Here is a 17517-nt window from a genome sequence, read left to right on the forward strand (position 1 = left end):
GGAACCTAGCGTCATTCGAGATAGCCGGGAATCGCCAAGCGCAGTTCGCGGCCGCCGCAGTCGATGGCCGCGCCGTCCGCCTTCGCCTTTTCCCAGCGGTCGAGGCGAATGAGGGCGAGGGCGCGGCCGTCCGCGCCGCTCATGATCTCGCCGAGGGTCGATCCGCCGGCCGTCACCGGGGCGCCTTTCTCCGGCGCAGGGCCGTCGAATGTCGCAATCAGCGTGCGGCGGCGGACATCGCCCTTGCGCTTCATCCGGCTGGAGACTTCCTGACCGATGAAGCAGCCTTTTTTATAGCTGACGCCATTCAGCGCGTCGTAGTTGACGTCGGTGAGGAAGATCTCATCGCCAGCGAAGTCTTTACCGAATTCCGGAACGCCAAGCGCGACGCGGCGGCGGTCGTAATCTTCGTCAGAAGCGAAATCGCTGTCGCCAACAATCGCCCGCCAGCCGAGTTTTTGATGGCGCGGGTCGGCGAAACCGCCAGAAATTTCGGCCTCGCTCGCGACCACATGTTTGTCGTCGGCGATCTCGAGGCTGACCTTCGCCCGGAGCTTGTAGAGCGACAGGCGTTTCACAAGCGCTTCGGCGGCGTCTTTGGAACAGTCGATCAGCAGCGCATCGTCTTCCTTCACGATAAAAAAGTCGAACAGGATCTTGCCCTGCGGCGTTAAAAGGGATGCGAACAGGGCGGGCGCGGTCTTCAGCCGGTCGAGATCGCTGGTGACGATCCCCTGAAGAAACGAGAGCCGGTCTTCGCCGGAAAGGCGGATGACGGCGCGGTCAGTAAGGAGGGCGGTCGTGCTCATGGGCGCGGATGTAAGGGTCTTTCGCCGAGAATCAAAGCGCCTCTTGTGCCGGGGTTTCGCTCCGGCCTAAAAGGCGTGCCATGGCGAACAGAGAAATAAAGGAAGGCGGCGTGACGGACCGCCTCGTGATCCGGCGGCCGGACGACTGGCATGTGCATCTGCGCGACGGCGTTATGCTCGAGACGGTGGCGAACTATACGGCGCGCCAGTTTGCGCGCGCGATTGTGATGCCTAATCTGAAAGAGCCGGTGACGACCGTCAAATCGGCTGCGGCCTATCGCGAGCGGATCCTTGCGGCGGTCGCGGCGGAGCATGCGTTCACGCCGCTGATGACCTGCTACCTTACGGATACGCTCGACCCGGGCGAGGTGGAGCGCGGTTTCGCCGAGGGGGTTTTCACCGCCTGCAAACTTTACCCCGCGAACGCCACGACGAATTCGAGCTTCGGCGTCACCGATATTGCGAATATCTATCCGGTGCTGGAGGTCATGCAGAAGATCGGCATGCCCTTGCTGGTGCATGGCGAAGTCACCGACAGCGATATCGACATTTTCGACCGCGAGTCGGTGTTCATCGAGCGCATCCTGTCGAAAGTGATTGCGGATTTTCCGGCGCTTAAAGTCGTGTTCGAACACATCACCACATCGGAAGCGGTCGAATTTGTACTGTCGACGGGCGCCAACGTCGCGGCGACAATCACGCCCCATCATCTTCACATCAACCGCAACGCCATATTTGAGGGCGGCATTCGTCCGCATCAATACTGCCTCCCGGTGGCGAAGCGCGAGAAGCACCGGCTGGCCCTGCGCCGCGCGGCGACGTCCGGCTCGCCGAAATTCTTTCTCGGCACCGACACCGCGCCCCATGCTAAGAGCGCCAAGGAATCCGCTTGCGGCTGCGCCGGGATTTTCAACGCGCCTTTTGCGCTGGAGAGTTACGTCGCGGTTTTCGACGCGGAAAAAGCGCTCGATAAATTCGAGGGTTTCGCCTCCGAACACGGGCCGCGCTTTTACGGCCTGCCGCTCAATGACGGAAAGGTCGTGCTGGAGCGCAAGGACGTCACCGTTCCCGATCTCATCGATGCGGAGGGCGCGCGCCTGACGCCGTTCCTTGCCGGCGAAAACATCGCATGGCGGCTGACTGATGGCGATAGATCCGCATAAGGATCAAGTCAGTCCGGCTGGCGCCTCTCCGGGCCGCGGCTTCCAGAAAAACAGGAAGCCGAAGGCGACGAACAGCAACAGGAAATTCACCGCATTGGCCGTGACCAAAAACGCGACAAAGGTTGGCGAGTTCATCGCCTCAATGAGTTTGAATGTTGCTGCGCTGGCCCCGCCGTCAGAAATCAGTGTTGCAAGGCTGCTATAGGCGCCCTGCATATGCGCGGCGGTGATTATCGCCGATGAAACGAAAGTGTACCAGCCGATAAAATAGAGGATGAAGACACCGATCTTCATCAGCCGGCCGGAGCGGTGGAGGAAATAGTAGACCGCCACGAACAGCGTAAAATTGAGTGCGATAATCTGCGCAAGCGTTGCATCGAGCTGGGCGCGCAACATGATCATCTGTTCGAGCATTTGTGCTTCGGTCACTTCGGCCCCCGCCAGTTGTTCTAATTTTCAGTGACCGGATCGGCGGACGGCGTAATCATATAAGGCGACGAGACGAAATCCTCGTCTTCGTCCTCTTGCTCATGCAGCGGCGCGGAAAGACGCGCGACCACCGCTTCGCCCTGTGCGGCGCGGGCGGCGGCGTAATCGCGCGCGCGCCGGTCGCAGCGCGGATAGGCGCGCTGGGCGTTCCGATAGCCCTTGTTGAATTCCTGGACCAGGGCCTCGCGTTCGGCGTCTTGCGGCTCCTCAAGGTCGATCAGCGTCTTCATCCGGTCGCGCCACGCATCGGCCTCGAATTGCGGGTCGCAGGTTCGGCGGAGGTGATGAAGCTCGCCGAAAAGCCCCGCCAACGCTTCGAGATCGCGCTGGCGCTGCTGGTAGGTTTCGAGGTCCTGCGCGCCGGCCGCCGAAAAGCCGGTGAGGGCTAGGGCCGCGAACCCGGCGGATATGAAACGTCGAACTGACATGGCGCTCCTATTCATCCAAAATATAGCCGGATTATGACCGGGTCTGAAGCTTTCCCGCCCGCCATTGGGCCGCGCGCTCCATGGCCCGGCGGGTCGTATCCCAGGCGATCCGGGCCCGCGCCTCCGCAAGGGGGACGAATTCCGCCGCCTCGGCGTCGTCGCCGGGGCGGGGCTCGCCGGAGACCCATTCGGCAATGAAATCCACCATGACGTAATGGGGCGCGCCCTCCGCGGCGGGGAGGCTCTCGAAGACGTCGAGCAGCCCCAGAATTTCGATCTCGACCCCGGTCTCCTCGCGCACCTCGCGGGCGACGGCGTCATGGAGCCGCTCGCCATAGTCGACCTTGCCGCCGGGGATCGACCACTGGCCTTTCAACGGCTCGCGCCCGCGCCGGATGACGAGGGCCTCTTCGCCCTTGAAAACCACCGCGCCCACGCTGGTGAAAATATTTTCCCGGCCCGTCATGTTTTTCTCTTAGGCTCTCTTCTCATGTGCGGACGGTTCTATCTCATTTCGACGCCGGCGGAAGTCGCGGCGCATTTCGGCGTCGATGTGCGCGACAATTTTCCGCCGCGCTATAATATCTGCCCGACCCAGCCGGTGGCCGCGATCCGCATGAGCGTGCGTCACGAGCGCGAATATGCGCTGATGCGCTGGGGCTTCGTTCCGTCCTGGGCGAAGGGAGAGTTCCTCGAAAATCTCGCCAAGCGCCCCCTGATCAATGCACGCAGCGAGACGGTGCTTGAAAAAGCGAGCTTCAAAAACGCCTTTCGCCGCCGCCGCTGTCTCATCCCCGCCGACGGGTTTTACGAGTGGCAGGCGCGGCCCGCGAAAGCAAAACAGCCTTTCGCCGTCCACAAACGAAAGGGCGGGCTCATTGCGCTCGCCGGCATCTGGGAGACGGCTGTCGATCCCGATGGCGGGGAGATCGACACGCTGGCGATTCTCACCGCCGCGGCGGGCCCGGATATGCGGAACATTCACAGCCGCGAGCCCGTGGTGATCGCGCCGCAATCCTACAAGCTCTGGCTCGAGGCCGACGAGCGCGACATGGCGAGCCTCGAGGGCCTCATCACCGCGGCGCCCGAAGGCTACTGGGCGGCGCATCCGGTTTCCACCGACGTCAACTCGCCGCGCCATGACGGCCCGCATCTGATCGAGCCGCTTGCGGCGTAGAAGGGGTTGCCGCGCAGGATGCGTTGGGAATTTAAGTTCCTGCATTTCCTTTTAGCGCAACGCTCCTCCTCCCCCGCCTGCGGGGGAGGTGTCGAGTACAGCGAGACGGAGGGGGTTAACCCCCTCCCACGCTTCGCGGGTACTTCCCCCGTAAACGGGGGAAGAGGGCCGTCGGCCATAGCCAATCCCCGCCACGGTTCCGCTGAACCCGAACGTAATGAATAGAGAGGCGCGGGGCGTGAAACGTCCATCGCACTTACTTAGCAATCGGGCGCATCACGCCCCGCATTTGCAGCGTTTTTCAGCATCGGCGGGCCCGGCCGTAATGACGACCCCTGACGGTTTTTACGCGCCAGCGTTGAAATGCCGCCAGAAAGCCCGGGCGCTGCGACCGGCCAGCATGAGAAACCATCCGTTACGCTGGCTTCTCATCCCGCGCGCCGCAATCCGGACCGATGGGAACGGCAGGCCACACCGCCTCTCAATATCCGGACTGCAAAGCAGTATACGGCCAAAAGAAAAGTGGTGAAAAGTTATCCACCCCTTCCGGTTTGGCCTTATACTACGGCCCGCCGCCGGTCACCTTGACGGCGATCTCCAACGAATATTTTCAAGCGCACACAGAGCGCTACAGCATTCGCCTAATGCGTGTTTTATTCAGAATTTCATTCGTAGTGATAGGTAGACTTGTATAATTAGTTATGCGAGTTGATGCTTGTAGTCATGAGGTTCATGGATTCATGTTTCGTATTATTGCAAGTTTGGCATTCTTTATTATCAGCGCCACATCCGCCCATGCGGCGTTGGTCACTGTCAATATCAGCGGCGATATTGCTTCCATCACTGCTGAAAGCATCGATACCAATGCAAATACAAGGACACCCATCAACATCTATGACCCAACCACAGGTCCTTTCGATGTTGGCGACGGATTTCTTATTTCTCTGGACGTTACCAGCGCGTCCGGGCCTACTCCGTTTGTCACCGGAACAAGCTACGATCTCGCCTTTACCGCCTCTTTCGGCGATTACATGATCGAGGATGCCCGGGGCGATCTGGTGATCGATGATGACCGGCCCGATGGCGATTTTGTGTTTTTCTCTGTGCTGCCGAGCGGCGTCGTTTCGCCTTCCCAAGGGGGCGCTGTGGCGGGCTTGCCCTTCAGCAATATCAATTTCAGCTTTGAAAATTACGATATGAGCGCCTTCTCGGATGAATTGCTGACGGCGGACAAGTTTCTGCTGAGCAATTTCGACGGAGCTTTTGGGTCGCTCGTTTTCTCAATGCGCGACGATGAAGATCCGGATACAATCATCGCCCTGACAGTTCTTCTGAACACACAAAGCATAGACCTTGTGACTTCAGAGGTGCCGCTTCCGGCGGCGTTTCCTTTGATGCTGTCCGCGCTTGGGCTTTTCGGCGCCGTCAGCCGTAAGAAGTCAAACGCCTAAACCAGTTCAGCTAAAAAGCACATCTAAATGCAAAAGGGCGCCGGCGGCGCCCTTTAACTTTGGTGGGAGGCGGGAGCTAAATCGCATCCCGCCCGGTTTCACCGGTCCTGATCCGCACCGCGTCATCAATCGTCGACACGAAAATCTTGCCGTCGCCGATGCGGCCGGAATGGGCGGCGTTCTTGATCGCCTCGACGGCGCGATCGACCTGACCGTCATCGACCACAAGCTCGATCTTCACCTTGGGCAGGAAGTCGACGACATATTCGGCGCCCCGGTAAAGCTCCGTATGCCCCTTTTGCCGGCCGAAGCCGCGCACGTCGGTGACGGTCATGCCTTGGAGGCCCTGTTCCTGCAGCGCCTCTTTGACGTCGTCGAGTTTGAACGGCTTGATGATGGCTTCGATCTTTTTCATGGGCTCGCTCTCTCACGGCTTTCGGGCTGGCGTGGAAATTTGCTAGACCTTTTTACACCAGAATGGCGAAATCGAAAGGCGGCGACCCCTCGTGAATCCGTATCTTGTGTTGTCGGCCGAGGAAATGCGCGCGGCGGAACAGGCCGCGATAGAGGCCGGCGTCGCCTCCGCTGCGCTGATGGAGACCGCGGGGGAGAAGGCGGCGGAGCTGATCCAGCGCGCCTGGTCGCGCCGTCCCGTCGCGGTCGTCTGCGGCCCCGGCAATAATGGCGGCGACGGTTTCGTCGTCGCGCGCGAGCTGGCGACTGCGGGCTGGCCGGTGCGCGTGGGGCTGGTGGGAGAGCGCGACGCGCTGAAAGGCGACGCCAAGCTGATGGCCGGACTCTATGAAGGGGAAATCGTTCCGTTTTCTCCCGAGGTTTTGAACGGCGCCGGGCTGATCGTCGACGCCATTTTCGGAACCGGCCTTGCGCGCGACGTCGACGGAGCGGCGAAGGCGGCGATCGAGGCGATGAACGCCCATCCGGCGCCGGTCTTCGCCATCGACCTGCCGTCGGGCGTCAACGCGGATACGGGCGCCGTTATGGGAACGGCCGTGCAGGCGAACCGCACGATTACGTTTCATGCGAGGAAACCCGGTCATCTGCTGTTTCCCGGCCGGGCGCTCTCCGGCGCCGTCGACATCGCCGATATCGGGATCAGCGACGAGGCCTCGCAGAAAGCGTCGCCGAAAACCTATGAGAATCATCCGGCGCTGTGGGGCGCGATGTTTCCGCGGCCTCGCTGGGGCGGGCACAAATATCATCGCGGGAGCGTCATGGCGGTGTCGGGCGGGCCGTTGAACACCGGCGCCATTCGGTTGGCGGCGGAGGGCGCGCTCAGGATCGGCGCAGGGCTCGTGACGGTCTTGTCTCCGCAGGGAGCGGCGCCCGTTCATGCGTCGCATTTGACCGCGATCATGCTGCGCGTTTCGGAAAACGCCGAACACCTCGCCGCGCATCTGGAAGACGCCGACCGCATATCCATGTGCGTTGTTGCAGGTCCGGCCATGGGTGTCGGCGCCAAGACGCAGAGAAACGTCCTCGCGATCCTGAACAGCAAGGCCAGCGCGGTGCTCGACGCCGACGCGCTAACGAGTTTCGCAGACGATCCCGCCGCCTTGTTTTCAGCGCTGCGTCCCGATGACGTGCTGACCCCGCATACGGGCGAGTTTGCGCGGCTCTTTCCGGACGAGGCGAAACTGGACGGCAAGCTCGCCATGGCGCGCGCCGCGAGCGCGAAAGCCGGATGCGTCGTCGTTCTCAAAGGCGCCGACACCATCATCGCCGCGCCGGATGGGCGGGTGCTCATGAACGCCAATGCGCCGCCGGACTTGGCCACCGCCGGCGCGGGGGACGTGCTCGCCGGGTTCATCGCCGGGCTGAAGGCGCAGGGCATGGACGGCTTCGCCGCAGCGGGGGCGGGCGTCTGGGTTCACGGCGCTGCGGGACAGGTGGCGGGGCCGGGCCTTATTGCGGAGGATCTGCCGCGCGCTGTTCCGGCGGTGCTGCGCCAGCTTTTCGCGCCTCCCCAGCAGCCAGAGCAGCCCGGTCCACCTGACCAGCAGGGAGCCGCCCAGCAATGAGCGCGATCTCCGTGCGCCCGGCGGAGCGGAAGGACCTCGAGGCGATTACCGCGCTCTATAATCATTTCGTAGAGACGACGGCTGTCACTTTCGATGTGGGCGCCTTTACGGTGGAGGCGCGGGAGCCCTGGTTCGCCCAGTTCGGGGCGCAGGGCCCGCACCGGCTTTTCGTCGCCGAAAGGGGCGGGGTCTTCGCGGGCTATGCAGGCTCCATGGCCTTCAAGGCCAAGAAAGCCTATGCGACCTCGGTGGAGACGACGATCTATGTCCCGCCCGAACTTTCCCGCTGCGGGGCCGGGAAGGCGCTTTATGAGCGGCTCTTTTACGCCCTCGCCGGGGAGGACGTCCACCGGGCCTATGCGGGGATCGCCCTGCCCAACGACGCCTCCATCCGCTTCCATGAAGGCTTCGGCTTCAGGGAGATCGGGACCTATCACGAGGTGGGGCGGAAATTCGGCCGCTATCACGATGTCAGGTGGTTTGAAAAACGGCTCTAATCCGGGGTGGAACGCCTCGACAGCGCCGTTTTCTCTGTTATAGAAGCGCGCTCGCGAGGGGGCCGCCGCAGCCGCGACGGCCCGCTTTTGCTTTGCGCCGTTTTCTGCGCCAGGGCTTTGCGGATGTGGCGGAACTGGTAGACGCACCAGATTTAGGTTCTGGCGCCGTGAGGCGTGGGGGTTCGAGTCCCTCCATCCGCACCATTCGCAGCCGGTTCGTCGGAGGCGAAATTTTTGATCCGTCAATTCAATTGAATTGACGATCAAAAATAGGCGGAGAATGCCCCGGCAGGGGCGCGAGGCAGGCGCGAGCATGACGAACGGAATTGACGGCCATCCGGCCAAACGAGAGACGAGATAAAAATGGAAGTCATTGAGAAAAGCGCCGAAGGGCTCGACCGCAAGTTTCTGGTGAAAGTCTCCGCCGAGGAGCTCGACAAGAAACTCGTCGCCAAGCTGAACGAGGTCAAAGGCCGCGTTCAACTGAAAGGCTTCCGCAAGGGCAAGGCGCCCGTGTCCCATCTTAAAAAGCTCTACGGCAAGGGCATGATGGGCGAGATCATTCAGGACATCGTCACCGAGACCTCGCAAAAGGCTTTCTCCGAGCGCGATCTTCAGCCGGCGACGACGCCGCGCCCGCAGCTCATCTCCAAGATCGACGATGTGATCGACGGCAAAGCCGATCTCGAATACGATCTGCAGGCGGAAATCCTGCCGACCTTCGAGCCCATGGACGTCTCGACCCTGAAGCTGACGCGCCCGGTCGCCGAAGTGCCCGAAAGCGACATCGACGAAGCGCTGTCGAAAATCGCCGAACAGCAGGTGAGCTACAAGGCGCGCGGCAAGACTGCGAAAGCGAAGGAAAAGGATCAGGTCCTCATTGACTTCGTCGGCAAGATCGACGGCGTCGAATTCGAGGGCGGCAAGGGCGAGGGCTTCGAGCTTGTGCTCGGCTCCGGCCAGTTCATCGCCGGCTTTGAAGACCAGCTTATCGGCGCCAAGACCGACGACGATGTGGAAGTGAAGGTCACTTTCCCGGAAGAGTATCACGCCAAAAACCTCGCCGGCAAAGACGCGGTCTTCGATGTGAAGGTCCATGAAGTGCGCGCGCCGGAAGAAGCGGCCATCGACGACGAACTCGCCAAGAAAGTCGGCCTTGAAAGCCTCGACGATCTGAAAAAGCGGATCAAGGAGCGCATCGAGAGCGACTACAAGGATCTGTCGCGCAGCCATCTGAAGCGCTCGCTTCTCGACAAGCTCGACGAGGCTCATGATTTCGAACTGCCGCAGGGCATGGTCAACGCCGAGTTCGACCAGATATGGCGCCAGGTCGAGGCGACCGAGCGCGACGAGGAAGACAAGGACAAGACCGACGAAGAGCTGAAAGAAGAATACCGCAAGATCGCCGAGCGCCGCGTGCGTCTCGGTCTCGTGCTCGCGGAAATCGGAAAGCGCGCCGAAGTGAAGGTGCCGTCGCAGGAATTGCAGCAGGCGATCCAGCGCCAGGCTATTCAGGAAGCCCAGTATCTGCAGATGCAGGGCCAGAACATTTCGCCGCAGGACGTCCTGAAATTCTATCAGCAGAACCCGCAGGCTTTGGAACAGGTCCGCGCGCCGCTCTTTGAAGAGAAAGTCGTCGACTACATCGTCGAGCGCGCCGAGGTGAAAGACAAAACCGTCAGCAAGGAAAAGCTGATGGAAGAGCCGGACGGCCTTGAGATTTAAGGCGCGTTCCGCCGCTCGTTGATCCGGGGTGCTGGGCGTTCTATTCTACATTCTGAAGCGGCGGCGGATTACCGCCGCCGTTTTCAGTTAAAGCGGAACCCGCAGCGGAGGGGCGCATTCTCAACTTCGACGACATTCTGGCGCCGGTGGGCCGCGACACGTTTTTTGCGGACTACTACCGTAAAAAGCCGCTGCACATTCCCGCGGCGGGGAGTCGTGCGGAAATATTCTCTGTCGCTGACCTGAACAGCCTTGTCTCGCAAGCTTCGCTCTGGAACGAGCGCACGCTGAAAATGTGGGCGGACCGCGCGCCCATTTCACAGGATCAGATTTTCGCGCCGGTGCAATCGCTTGAAGGCGTGGTGCGCCGTCCTGACCCGGCGAAGGTCGAAGCGCTGTTCGCGCGGGGCGCGTCCATCGTGCTAAACGAAACCGAAAACATGACGCCCTCATTGCGCGCCGTCGCCAACGCGCTGGAAGAAACGCTGCTCGGTTTCGCCAGCGCCAATATCTATTGCTCGCGCGGCGGTCGCCAGGCCTTTGACAGCCATTATGACGATCACGAAGTTTTCGCCTTTCACATCGCCGGCGAAAAAAAGTGGCGCGTCTATGAAGGGCGCATCGACAATCCCGTGGGCCAGCCGCCGCCGCGTCCGAACCTTCAGGACATGCACGACAAGGCGAAGAAGACGGTTCTGTTCGAACAGGTGATGCGGCCCGGCGACGTCATGTATCTGCCGCGCGGGCAGTATCACGACGCGCTCGCCAGCAGCGGGATGAGCCTGCACGTCACCTTTTCCGTTTTTCCCATGAACGGGCTGGCCCTGTTCGACCTCATGGAGACCGCCTCGATCCGCGACAGCCTCTTCCGCGACGACCTTCCCAATCCGGGCCTGCCGGGCGGGCGTGAGGCGCTGGCCGAGCGGTTGAAGACGCTGGGCGCCCGGCTTGCGGCGCTCATGGCCGATCCGGGTTTCGCCGATCACGTCGCCGCCGCTCAGCGCGGGCGGGTGCGCCGCCGTTCCGAAGCGCGGCTTTCGCCCCCCTGAGGACGGCGGTCACGATTAACGGCGGAGCGACGGCGCGACGTCCGAAGCGGGACGGATTGGCGGCGAGTCTCCCGGACCGGATCCAGGATCGTTCCGGATTCAGAACATCGGCAAGGATGGGGACAATCAATTCCTTGCATTTTCAAAAGAATAACCCTCGCTTAAGCGGGACGCGCTAGGGTGCGAAAAATGGGGGCTGGCGCCGCGCGCCCGAGCCCCCATCTTAAGGAAGAATTTTAACCGGCCGGACCCGCCTAACGCCGGCCGTAATGGTGAGCCAACAGACGCCCAAAGGGCGGAGACACGCTTAAGGAAGGATGTCGATGAAAGACCCCCTGGATATTTACATGAACACGCTGGTCCCCATGGTGGTCGAGCAGTCGAGCCGGGGCGAGCGCGCCTACGACATCTACTCCCGGCTCCTCAAAGAGCGGATCATCTTCCTCTCCGGGCCGGTCCACGACCAGGTTTCGACCCTGATCATCGCCCAACTCCTGTTCCTTGAGGCGGAGAACCCCAAGAAGGAAATCGCCTTTTATATCAATAGCCCGGGCGGCTCGGTCTCGGCCGGCCTCGCGATGTACGACACCATGCGCTATATCCGTCCGGCGGTCTCGACCATGTGCGTCGGCATGGCGGCTTCCATGGGCTCGCTGCTCCTCACGGCTGGGGAAAAAGAGATGCGCTTCTCGCTCCCCAATTCCCGGATCATGGTCCACCAGCCCTCGGGCGGTTTCCAGGGCCAGGCCTCGGATATCGAGCGCCACGCCCAGGATATCATCAAGATCAAGCGCCGGCTGAACGAGATTTACGTCCACCACACCGGCCAGTCCTATGAAACCATTGAGAAAACTCTCGACCGGGACCACTTCATGGACCCCGAAGAAGCGGTTTCCTTCGGCCTGATTGACAAAGTCTTGAACGAGCGCGCTGCGCCGTCGGAGTAGCGAGGAGGGGAAAATTCACCATATCTGTTAAGCCAAAGGCTAAATGGTTCCTTGATTGGTTTAGGCGGAATATGGTCCTATGGCGGATGGCCCGAAGCGGCCTTGGCGCCAATCGTGCAGCCTGACGGGGGCGGCGCCCATGATCCGGGCGCCGGTTGCGCCAGTAAATAATTAATGGCGCTGGCCTTTTTGGTTATCAGGTCGGGCGCTGACGAAGGAGTGCGGTTATAGTGAGCAAGATCGGCGGCAAGAGCAGCGGCGGTGACGGGAAAAACACCCTTTACTGCTCATTCTGCGGCAAGAGCCAGCACGAGGTCAGAAAGCTGATCGCGGGCCCGACGGTGTTCATCTGCGATGAATGCGTCGAGCTGTGCATGGACATCATCCGCGAAGAATCGAAATCGTCGCTGGTCAAAGCCACCGACGGGGTTCCGAGCCCTCAGCAAATTCACAAGGTTCTCGATGATTACGTCATCGGACAGCGGCAGGCGAAACGCGTCTTGTCCGTTGCGGTGCACAACCACTTCAAACGCCTCAACCATGCGGCCAAGAACAACGACGTCGAACTTGCGAAATCGAACATTCTTCTGATCGGCCCCACCGGGTCGGGCAAGACCCTGCTCGCGCAGACGCTCGCCCGCATTCTCGACGTGCCGTTCACCATGGCCGACGCGACGACGCTGACCGAAGCCGGTTATGTGGGCGAGGATGTCGAAAACATCATCCTGAAGCTGCTGCAATCGGCAGACTACAATGTCGAGCGCGCGCAGCGCGGCATCGTCTATATCGACGAAGTCGACAAGATCAGCCGCAAATCCGACAATCCGTCCATTACCCGCGACGTGTCGGGCGAGGGCGTGCAGCAGGCGCTTCTGAAGATCATGGAAGGCACCGTCGCCTCCGTGCCGCCGCAAGGCGGGCGCAAGCATCCGCAGCAGGAATTCCTGCAGGTCGACACGACGAACATTCTCTTCATCGTCGGCGGCGCGTTTGCGGGCCTTGAAAAAGTCATCGCCAGCCGCGGCTCCGGCTCCTCCATCGGCTTCGGCGCCGAGGTGAAGAGCCCCGACGACCGCCGCATCGGCGCGATCCTTCAGGAAGTCGAGCCCGAAGATCTCTTGAAATTCGGCCTCATTCCGGAATTCGTCGGCCGTCTGCCGGTCATCGCCACGCTCGAGGATCTCGACGAGCCGGCGCTGGTGCAGATTCTGACGACGCCGAAAAACGCGCTCATCAAGCAGTATCAGCGCCTCTTCGAAATGGAAGATGTGAAGCTCACCTTCACCGACGACGCCAAGTCTGCGATCGCCCGCAAGGCGATTGCGCGCAAGACCGGCGCGCGCGGCCTTCGTTCGATCATGGAAGGCATCCTCCTCGATTCGATGTTCGAACTGCCGACGCTCGAAGGCGTGGTGGAAGTCGTCGTCAACGGCGAAGTCGTCGAAGGCAACGCCAAGCCGCTCTACATTTACGCCGACCGCGACAAGCAGGCGATCGAGGCAGACGCGAGCGCTTAAAACGCGTTACGCCGTCTGGTGAAAAGTCAGGCGCCGCCCTCATCAAGGGGCGGCGTTTTATTTTTATTTGAGGAAAATCAGCGCTTTCCCGCCGCCTTGAAATCCCGTCAAAGACCGCCACATTAACCGCGTATTCGCGGCCGTTGTCTTAGAGTGGCGGTCAGCCTTTTTCACCTGCCTCCAAGTCTTCCTTGCAAACAGGCGATTTCGGTGTGGGGCGCGGCGGCTTTCATCAACCGTTGCGCAAAAAGGCGAACCGCCGCCCTATATGGAGACGGGCGCGAGAAAATCCGGCGCGTGCTATAGTGTGTGGGCGCGCCTTCAAGGAGTGATTTGATGAGCGAGACCGTAACCTATCCTGTGCTGCCGCTGCGCGACATTGTCGTGTTTCCCGGCATGATCGTTCCCTTGTTTGTGGGCCGCGAGAAATCCGTGACCGCCCTCGAAAACGTCATGCAGAACGACAAGAAAATCCTGCTTGTGGCGCAAAAGGATGCAAGCGACGACGATCCGGAAGTTGAAGATATTTACGAAGTCGGCGTCATCGCGTCGGTCATGCAGCTTCTGAAACTGCCCGACGGCACGGTGAAAGTGCTGGTCGAGGGCGAAGCGCGCGCGAAGATCGAAAAATATGTGCGCACCGACGATTATTTCGAAGCGGAAGCCGTTTACGTCGAGGAAGGCGAAAGCGACGAAGCCGAACTCGAGGCGCTGGCGCGCTCCGTGGTGGCGCAGTTTGAATCCTATGTGAAACTCAACAAGCGCGTCCCGCCGGAAGTGATCGTGTCGATCAGCCAGATCGACGATTACGCGAAACTCGCCGACACCGTGGCGTCGCATTTGAATATCAAGATCAATGAAAAGCAGGAGCTCTTGGAAATCGCCGGCGTCGCCGAGCGGCTGGAGCGTGTCTACGCCCTCATGGAAGGGGAGATGAGCGTCCTGCAGGTTGAGAAGAAAATCCGCAACCGCGTCAAACGCCAAATGGAGAAGACGCAGCGCGAATATTATCTCAACGAACAGATGAAAGCGATCCAGAAGGAGCTTGGCGAAGGCGACGACGGCCGCGACGAGCTTTCCGAGATCGAAGACAAGATCAAGAAAACCAAACTGTCGAAGGAAGCCAAGACCAAGGCCGAGGCGGAGCTGAAAAAGCTGCGCCAGATGAGCCCCATGTCGGCGGAATCGACCGTTGTCCGCAACTATCTCGACTGGCTGACCTCGATCCCGTGGAACAACCGGTCGAAGGTGAAGTCCGATCTCAAGAAAGCCGAAGAGGTGCTCGACGCCGATCACTACGGCCTTGAAAAGGTCAAAGAGCGGATCGTCGAATATCTCGCCGTGCAGAAGCGGATGAACAAGCTGAAAGGCCCGATCCTCTGCCTCGTCGGTCCTCCGGGCGTCGGCAAGACGTCGCTGGGCAAGTCGATTGCCGAAGCGACGGGCCGCGAATTCGTGCGCGTGTCGCTCGGCGGCGTGCGCGATGAAGCGGAAATCCGCGGCCACCGCCGGACTTACATCGGCTCCATGCCGGGCAAGATCATTCAGTCCATGAAGAAAGCGAAGAAGTCGAACCCGCTCTTCCTTTTGGACGAGATCGACAAGATGGGCCAGGACTTCCGCGGCGACCCGGCCTCGGCGCTGCTCGAGGTTTTGGACCCGGAACAGAACGCGACGTTCTCGGATCACTATCTCGAAGTCGATTACGATCTTTCGGACGTGATGTTCATTACGACGGCCAACTCGCTCAACATGCCGCAGCCGCTTCTCGACCGGATGGAGATCATCCGCATTCCGGGGTATACGGAAGATGAGAAGGCCCAAATCGCGCGCCGCCACCTCATTCCCAAACTGCTCGAAAACCACGGGCTGAAGGAAGAGGAATGGTCGATCGACGATGACGGCCTGATGGCGCTGATCCGCCGCTACACCCGCGAGGCGGGCGTCCGCAACCTTGAGCGCGAACTCTCGAAACTCGCGCGCAAGGCGGTGCGCGACCTCGAAACCGGCGCGGCGACGGAAGTCAAAATCACCGCCGACAATCTTTCCGATTACGCCGGCGTGCCGAAATACCGCCATGGCGAAATCGACCGCGAAGATCAGGTGGGCATTGTCACCGGCCTCGCCTGGACCTCGGTCGGCGGCGACATCCTCACCATTGAGGCGGTCAAAATGCCCGGCAAGGGCAAGATGACCCCCACGGGCAACCTCAAGGACGTGATGAAGGAATCCGTCTCTGCGGCGTCGTCTTATGTCAGGAGCCGCGCGACCGCCTTCGGCATCGAGCCGCCGGTCTTCGACAAGACCGACATCCACATCCATGTGCCCGAAGGCGCGACGCCGAAAGACGGCCCCTCCGCGGGCGTCGCCATGGCGACCGCCATCGTCTCGGTGCTTACCGGCGTGCCGATCCACAAGGATATCGCCATGACCGGCGAGATTTCCCTGCGCGGCCGCGTCCTCGCCATTGGCGGGCTCAAGGAGAAACTCCTCGCGGCGCTCCGGGCCGGCGTCAAAACCGTGCTCATTCCGGAAGAGAACGAGAAGGACCTCGCTGACATTCCGGACAATGTGAAAGCGGGCCTGAAGATCATCCCCGTCTCCACGGTGGACGAGGTGCTGGCCCATGCGCTGACGCAGAAACTGACGCCCATCGAATGGACGGAGCCGGTGGAGCCCGCGCCGTCCCCGGATGCGGGCGACGGCGCCTCGGTCGTCACGCACTAAAGGGCTTTTCCAGCCCTTCAAACGAATCGGCCGCCCCCGAAAGGGGGCGGCTTTTTCGTGAAAAACCCTGATTTTTCGGGCTTTTTCGCATTTGCGAACAAAAAAACCTTCACAAAAACAAGAAGGAAAAACAGTGGCTTACCCCCCATGGGGAAGGAAAACCCTTATTTTAAGCCATTTTTCCTTGGCTTTGGCCGCGGGGCGACGAGTAAAGTCCGGCCTCGAGGTCGAAGTTTTCAATTCCCGAAACAACGGAAAGGCCGGAGGAATGAACAAAAACGAATTTATCGATCGTGTCGCCGACATGGCGGACATGAGCAAAGCGGAAGCCGGCAAAGCGGTGGACGCGGTTTTCGACGCCATCACCAACGCCCTCAAGGCCGGCGACGATGTGCGCCTGGTGGGCTTCGGCACCTTCTCTGCGGCCAAGCGCAAGGCCCGCGAAGGCCGCAACCCGCGCACGGGCGAGACGATCCAGATCCCGGCGTCGACCCAGCCGAAATTCTCGGCCGGCAAGGGCCTCAAGGACGCGCTGAACTAGGGCGCGATCCGAGACTGAATTCAGGACGCCGGCGGGGACCCCTCCGCCGGCGTTTTGTTTTGCGGCGTTTCTGTTGAAGCTCCGCATTGATCCTTGAGGCCGCACAGGCTAGGAGGAGCGCCCCGCGCGCAGGCAAACGCTGGCGCATCAGGGAAGGGCGGTTAGCTCAGCTGGTAGAGCATCTCGTTTACACCGAGAGGGTCGGCGGTTCGAACCCGTCACCGCCCACCATTTGAAGCGGGTCCCCGCGCGCGAATATTTTGCTCCGTCAAATTAATTGAAATGCCAATCAAATTAGGCGGAAAATCTCCGCCGGGCCGGTTACGGTTTTGCAAATAAGCGTCGCTAGATCAGAATAGAATTGATCCGGCGTTTTGCCGGCGGGGAGTTTCGCGATGGCTGGTGTCAAACTCGGTTACATTGGAATCGCCTTTGGAGCCGCATCCCTGTTGCTGGCGCTGGTTCATTTCTGGGCGGGGCCTTTTGCGCCGCAGCTGTCTCTTGAAACGGTAGTTGCCGAGAGCGCTGTCGAAATTCGCGAAGCGGCAATCAGAGCGCTTCGCGGAGAGGAAGCTGAAACCAAGACGGTTTCCGAATGGGATATCGATAAGACCACACAAGTCGTTGTCGCCTTGCTCGGCGGGCTGGCGATTATTGTTTCGCTTGTTGGATTCGTCCGGCATGAGCCTAAGCGCCGCGTCTTCGCCGGCGCCGCACTGGGATTGACCGCAATTACATTTCAGTTTTTCATCTGGCTGGCGGCGGTCCTCATTATCGTTCTGCTCATATCGGTCGTCTTGGAAAATTTCGACGGAATAATCGATCTCGGTTAGTTGCGGTTCGCGGTCATTTCGGCAATCGCTTCTTTGCCGCTAAGACGTGCGGTGTTCCCCAAACTGAACTCAAAACATCGCCCCGGCGAAGGGACCCCCGAATGCAGTTTAGGGCCTTGAAAATT

General features: G+C 60.7%; 17 protein-coding genes and 2 tRNA genes. 14 read left to right on the forward strand and 5 right to left on the reverse strand.

From position 1 onward, the window contains the following. Window positions 1-11: 11 nt before the first annotated feature. Window positions 12-809 (reverse strand): YgfZ/GcvT domain-containing protein, encoded by a 798-nt coding sequence (locus ACQY5P_RS19680; RefSeq protein ID WP_428408580.1) that lies wholly within the window; start codon window positions 807-809, stop codon window positions 12-14. 110 nt (window positions 810-919) lie between these two features. Between ACQY5P_RS19680 and pyrC the strand changes: the two genes are divergently transcribed. Beyond that, window positions 920-1972 (forward strand): dihydroorotase, encoded by a 1053-nt coding sequence (gene pyrC, locus ACQY5P_RS19685; RefSeq protein ID WP_428410697.1) that lies wholly within the window; start codon window positions 920-922, stop codon window positions 1970-1972. A gap of 3 nt (window positions 1973-1975) precedes the next feature. Here the strand turns inward: pyrC and ACQY5P_RS19690 are convergent, their stop codons facing one another. Genes ACQY5P_RS19690 through ACQY5P_RS19700 form a run of 3 tightly spaced genes read right to left on the reverse strand, consistent with a single transcriptional unit; the run spans window position 1976 to window position 3355 of the window. Then, complete coding sequence (locus tag ACQY5P_RS19690) at window positions 1976-2401, reverse strand: hypothetical protein (protein ID WP_428408581.1); 426 nt, start codon at window positions 2399-2401, stop codon at window positions 1976-1978. Window positions 2402-2421: 20 nt separating this feature from the next. Beyond that, window positions 2422-2889 carry a TIGR02301 family protein gene (locus ACQY5P_RS19695; RefSeq protein WP_428408582.1) on the reverse strand — a complete coding sequence of 156 codons (468 nt, stop codon included), beginning with the start codon at window positions 2887-2889 and terminating at the stop codon, window positions 2422-2424. A gap of 31 nt (window positions 2890-2920) precedes the next feature. Further along, the gene (locus ACQY5P_RS19700; RefSeq protein WP_428408583.1) at window positions 2921-3355 is read right to left on the reverse strand and encodes an NUDIX hydrolase; all 435 of its coding nucleotides are present in this window, start codon (window positions 3353-3355) and stop codon (window positions 2921-2923) included. A gap of 24 nt (window positions 3356-3379) precedes the next feature. On the opposite strand from ACQY5P_RS19700, the gene ACQY5P_RS19705 reads away from it, so the two are divergent. Both ACQY5P_RS19705 and ACQY5P_RS19710 read left to right on the forward strand, forming a co-directional pair. After that, window positions 3380-4066 (forward strand): SOS response-associated peptidase, encoded by a 687-nt coding sequence (locus tag ACQY5P_RS19705; RefSeq protein WP_428408584.1) that lies wholly within the window; start codon window positions 3380-3382, stop codon window positions 4064-4066. A 740-nt stretch (window positions 4067-4806) separates the two neighbouring features. After that, window positions 4807-5517 carry a VPLPA-CTERM sorting domain-containing protein gene (locus tag ACQY5P_RS19710; RefSeq protein ID WP_428408585.1) on the forward strand — a complete coding sequence of 237 codons (711 nt, stop codon included), beginning with the start codon at window positions 4807-4809 and terminating at the stop codon, window positions 5515-5517. 76 nt (window positions 5518-5593) lie between these two features. Here ACQY5P_RS19710 and ACQY5P_RS19715 read toward each other — a convergent pair whose 3' ends face one another. Further along, window positions 5594-5932, reverse strand: a complete 339-nt coding sequence (locus tag ACQY5P_RS19715; RefSeq protein WP_428408586.1) for a P-II family nitrogen regulator — start codon at window positions 5930-5932, stop codon at window positions 5594-5596. Window positions 5933-6023: 91 nt separating this feature from the next. On the opposite strand from ACQY5P_RS19715, the gene ACQY5P_RS19720 reads away from it, so the two are divergent. From ACQY5P_RS19720 to ACQY5P_RS19770, 11 genes are all read left to right on the forward strand, one after another. Continuing rightward, window positions 6024-7556 carry an NAD(P)H-hydrate dehydratase gene (locus ACQY5P_RS19720; RefSeq protein WP_428408587.1) on the forward strand — a complete coding sequence of 511 codons (1533 nt, stop codon included), beginning with the start codon at window positions 6024-6026 and terminating at the stop codon, window positions 7554-7556. Further along, window positions 7553-8053, forward strand: coding sequence for an N-acetyltransferase family protein (locus ACQY5P_RS19725; RefSeq protein ID WP_428408588.1), 501 nt, complete (start codon window positions 7553-7555; stop codon window positions 8051-8053). Before ACQY5P_RS19720 ends, ACQY5P_RS19725 begins: the two co-directional genes overlap by 4 nt. Before the next feature lie 119 nt (window positions 8054-8172). Continuing rightward, window positions 8173-8257 (forward strand) — tRNA-Leu (locus ACQY5P_RS19730). A gap of 159 nt (window positions 8258-8416) precedes the next feature. Then, window positions 8417-9778, forward strand: coding sequence for a trigger factor (gene tig, locus ACQY5P_RS19735; protein WP_428408589.1), 1362 nt, complete (start codon window positions 8417-8419; stop codon window positions 9776-9778). 146 nt (window positions 9779-9924) lie between these two features. Beyond that, window positions 9925-10827 carry a JmjC domain-containing protein gene (locus ACQY5P_RS19740; RefSeq protein WP_428408590.1) on the forward strand — a complete coding sequence of 301 codons (903 nt, stop codon included), beginning with the start codon at window positions 9925-9927 and terminating at the stop codon, window positions 10825-10827. 323 nt (window positions 10828-11150) lie between these two features. Then, window positions 11151-11774 (forward strand): ATP-dependent Clp protease proteolytic subunit, encoded by a 624-nt coding sequence (locus ACQY5P_RS19745; protein WP_428408591.1) that lies wholly within the window; start codon window positions 11151-11153, stop codon window positions 11772-11774. 230 nt (window positions 11775-12004) lie between these two features. Further along, window positions 12005-13291 (forward strand): ATP-dependent Clp protease ATP-binding subunit ClpX, encoded by a 1287-nt coding sequence (gene clpX / locus ACQY5P_RS19750; protein WP_428408592.1) that lies wholly within the window; start codon window positions 12005-12007, stop codon window positions 13289-13291. 336 nt (window positions 13292-13627) lie between these two features. Further along, on the forward strand, window positions 13628-16018 hold the full coding sequence (gene lon / locus ACQY5P_RS19755) for an endopeptidase La (protein ID WP_428408593.1): 2391 nt from the start codon (window positions 13628-13630) through the stop codon (window positions 16016-16018). 268 nt (window positions 16019-16286) lie between these two features. Further along, complete coding sequence (locus ACQY5P_RS19760; protein WP_428408594.1) at window positions 16287-16559, forward strand: HU family DNA-binding protein; 273 nt, start codon at window positions 16287-16289, stop codon at window positions 16557-16559. Between the two features lie 155 nt (window positions 16560-16714). Continuing rightward, window positions 16715-16790 (forward strand) — tRNA-Val (locus ACQY5P_RS19765). Between the two features lie 164 nt (window positions 16791-16954). Beyond that, entirely contained in the window at window positions 16955-17392 is a 438-nt protein-coding gene (locus ACQY5P_RS19770; RefSeq protein WP_428408595.1) for a hypothetical protein, read from the forward strand. Window positions 17393-17517 lie beyond the last annotated feature (125 nt).

The organism is Hyphococcus sp. (assembly GCF_965267305.1).
Lineage (GTDB): Bacteria > Pseudomonadota > Alphaproteobacteria > Caulobacterales > Parvularculaceae > Hyphococcus.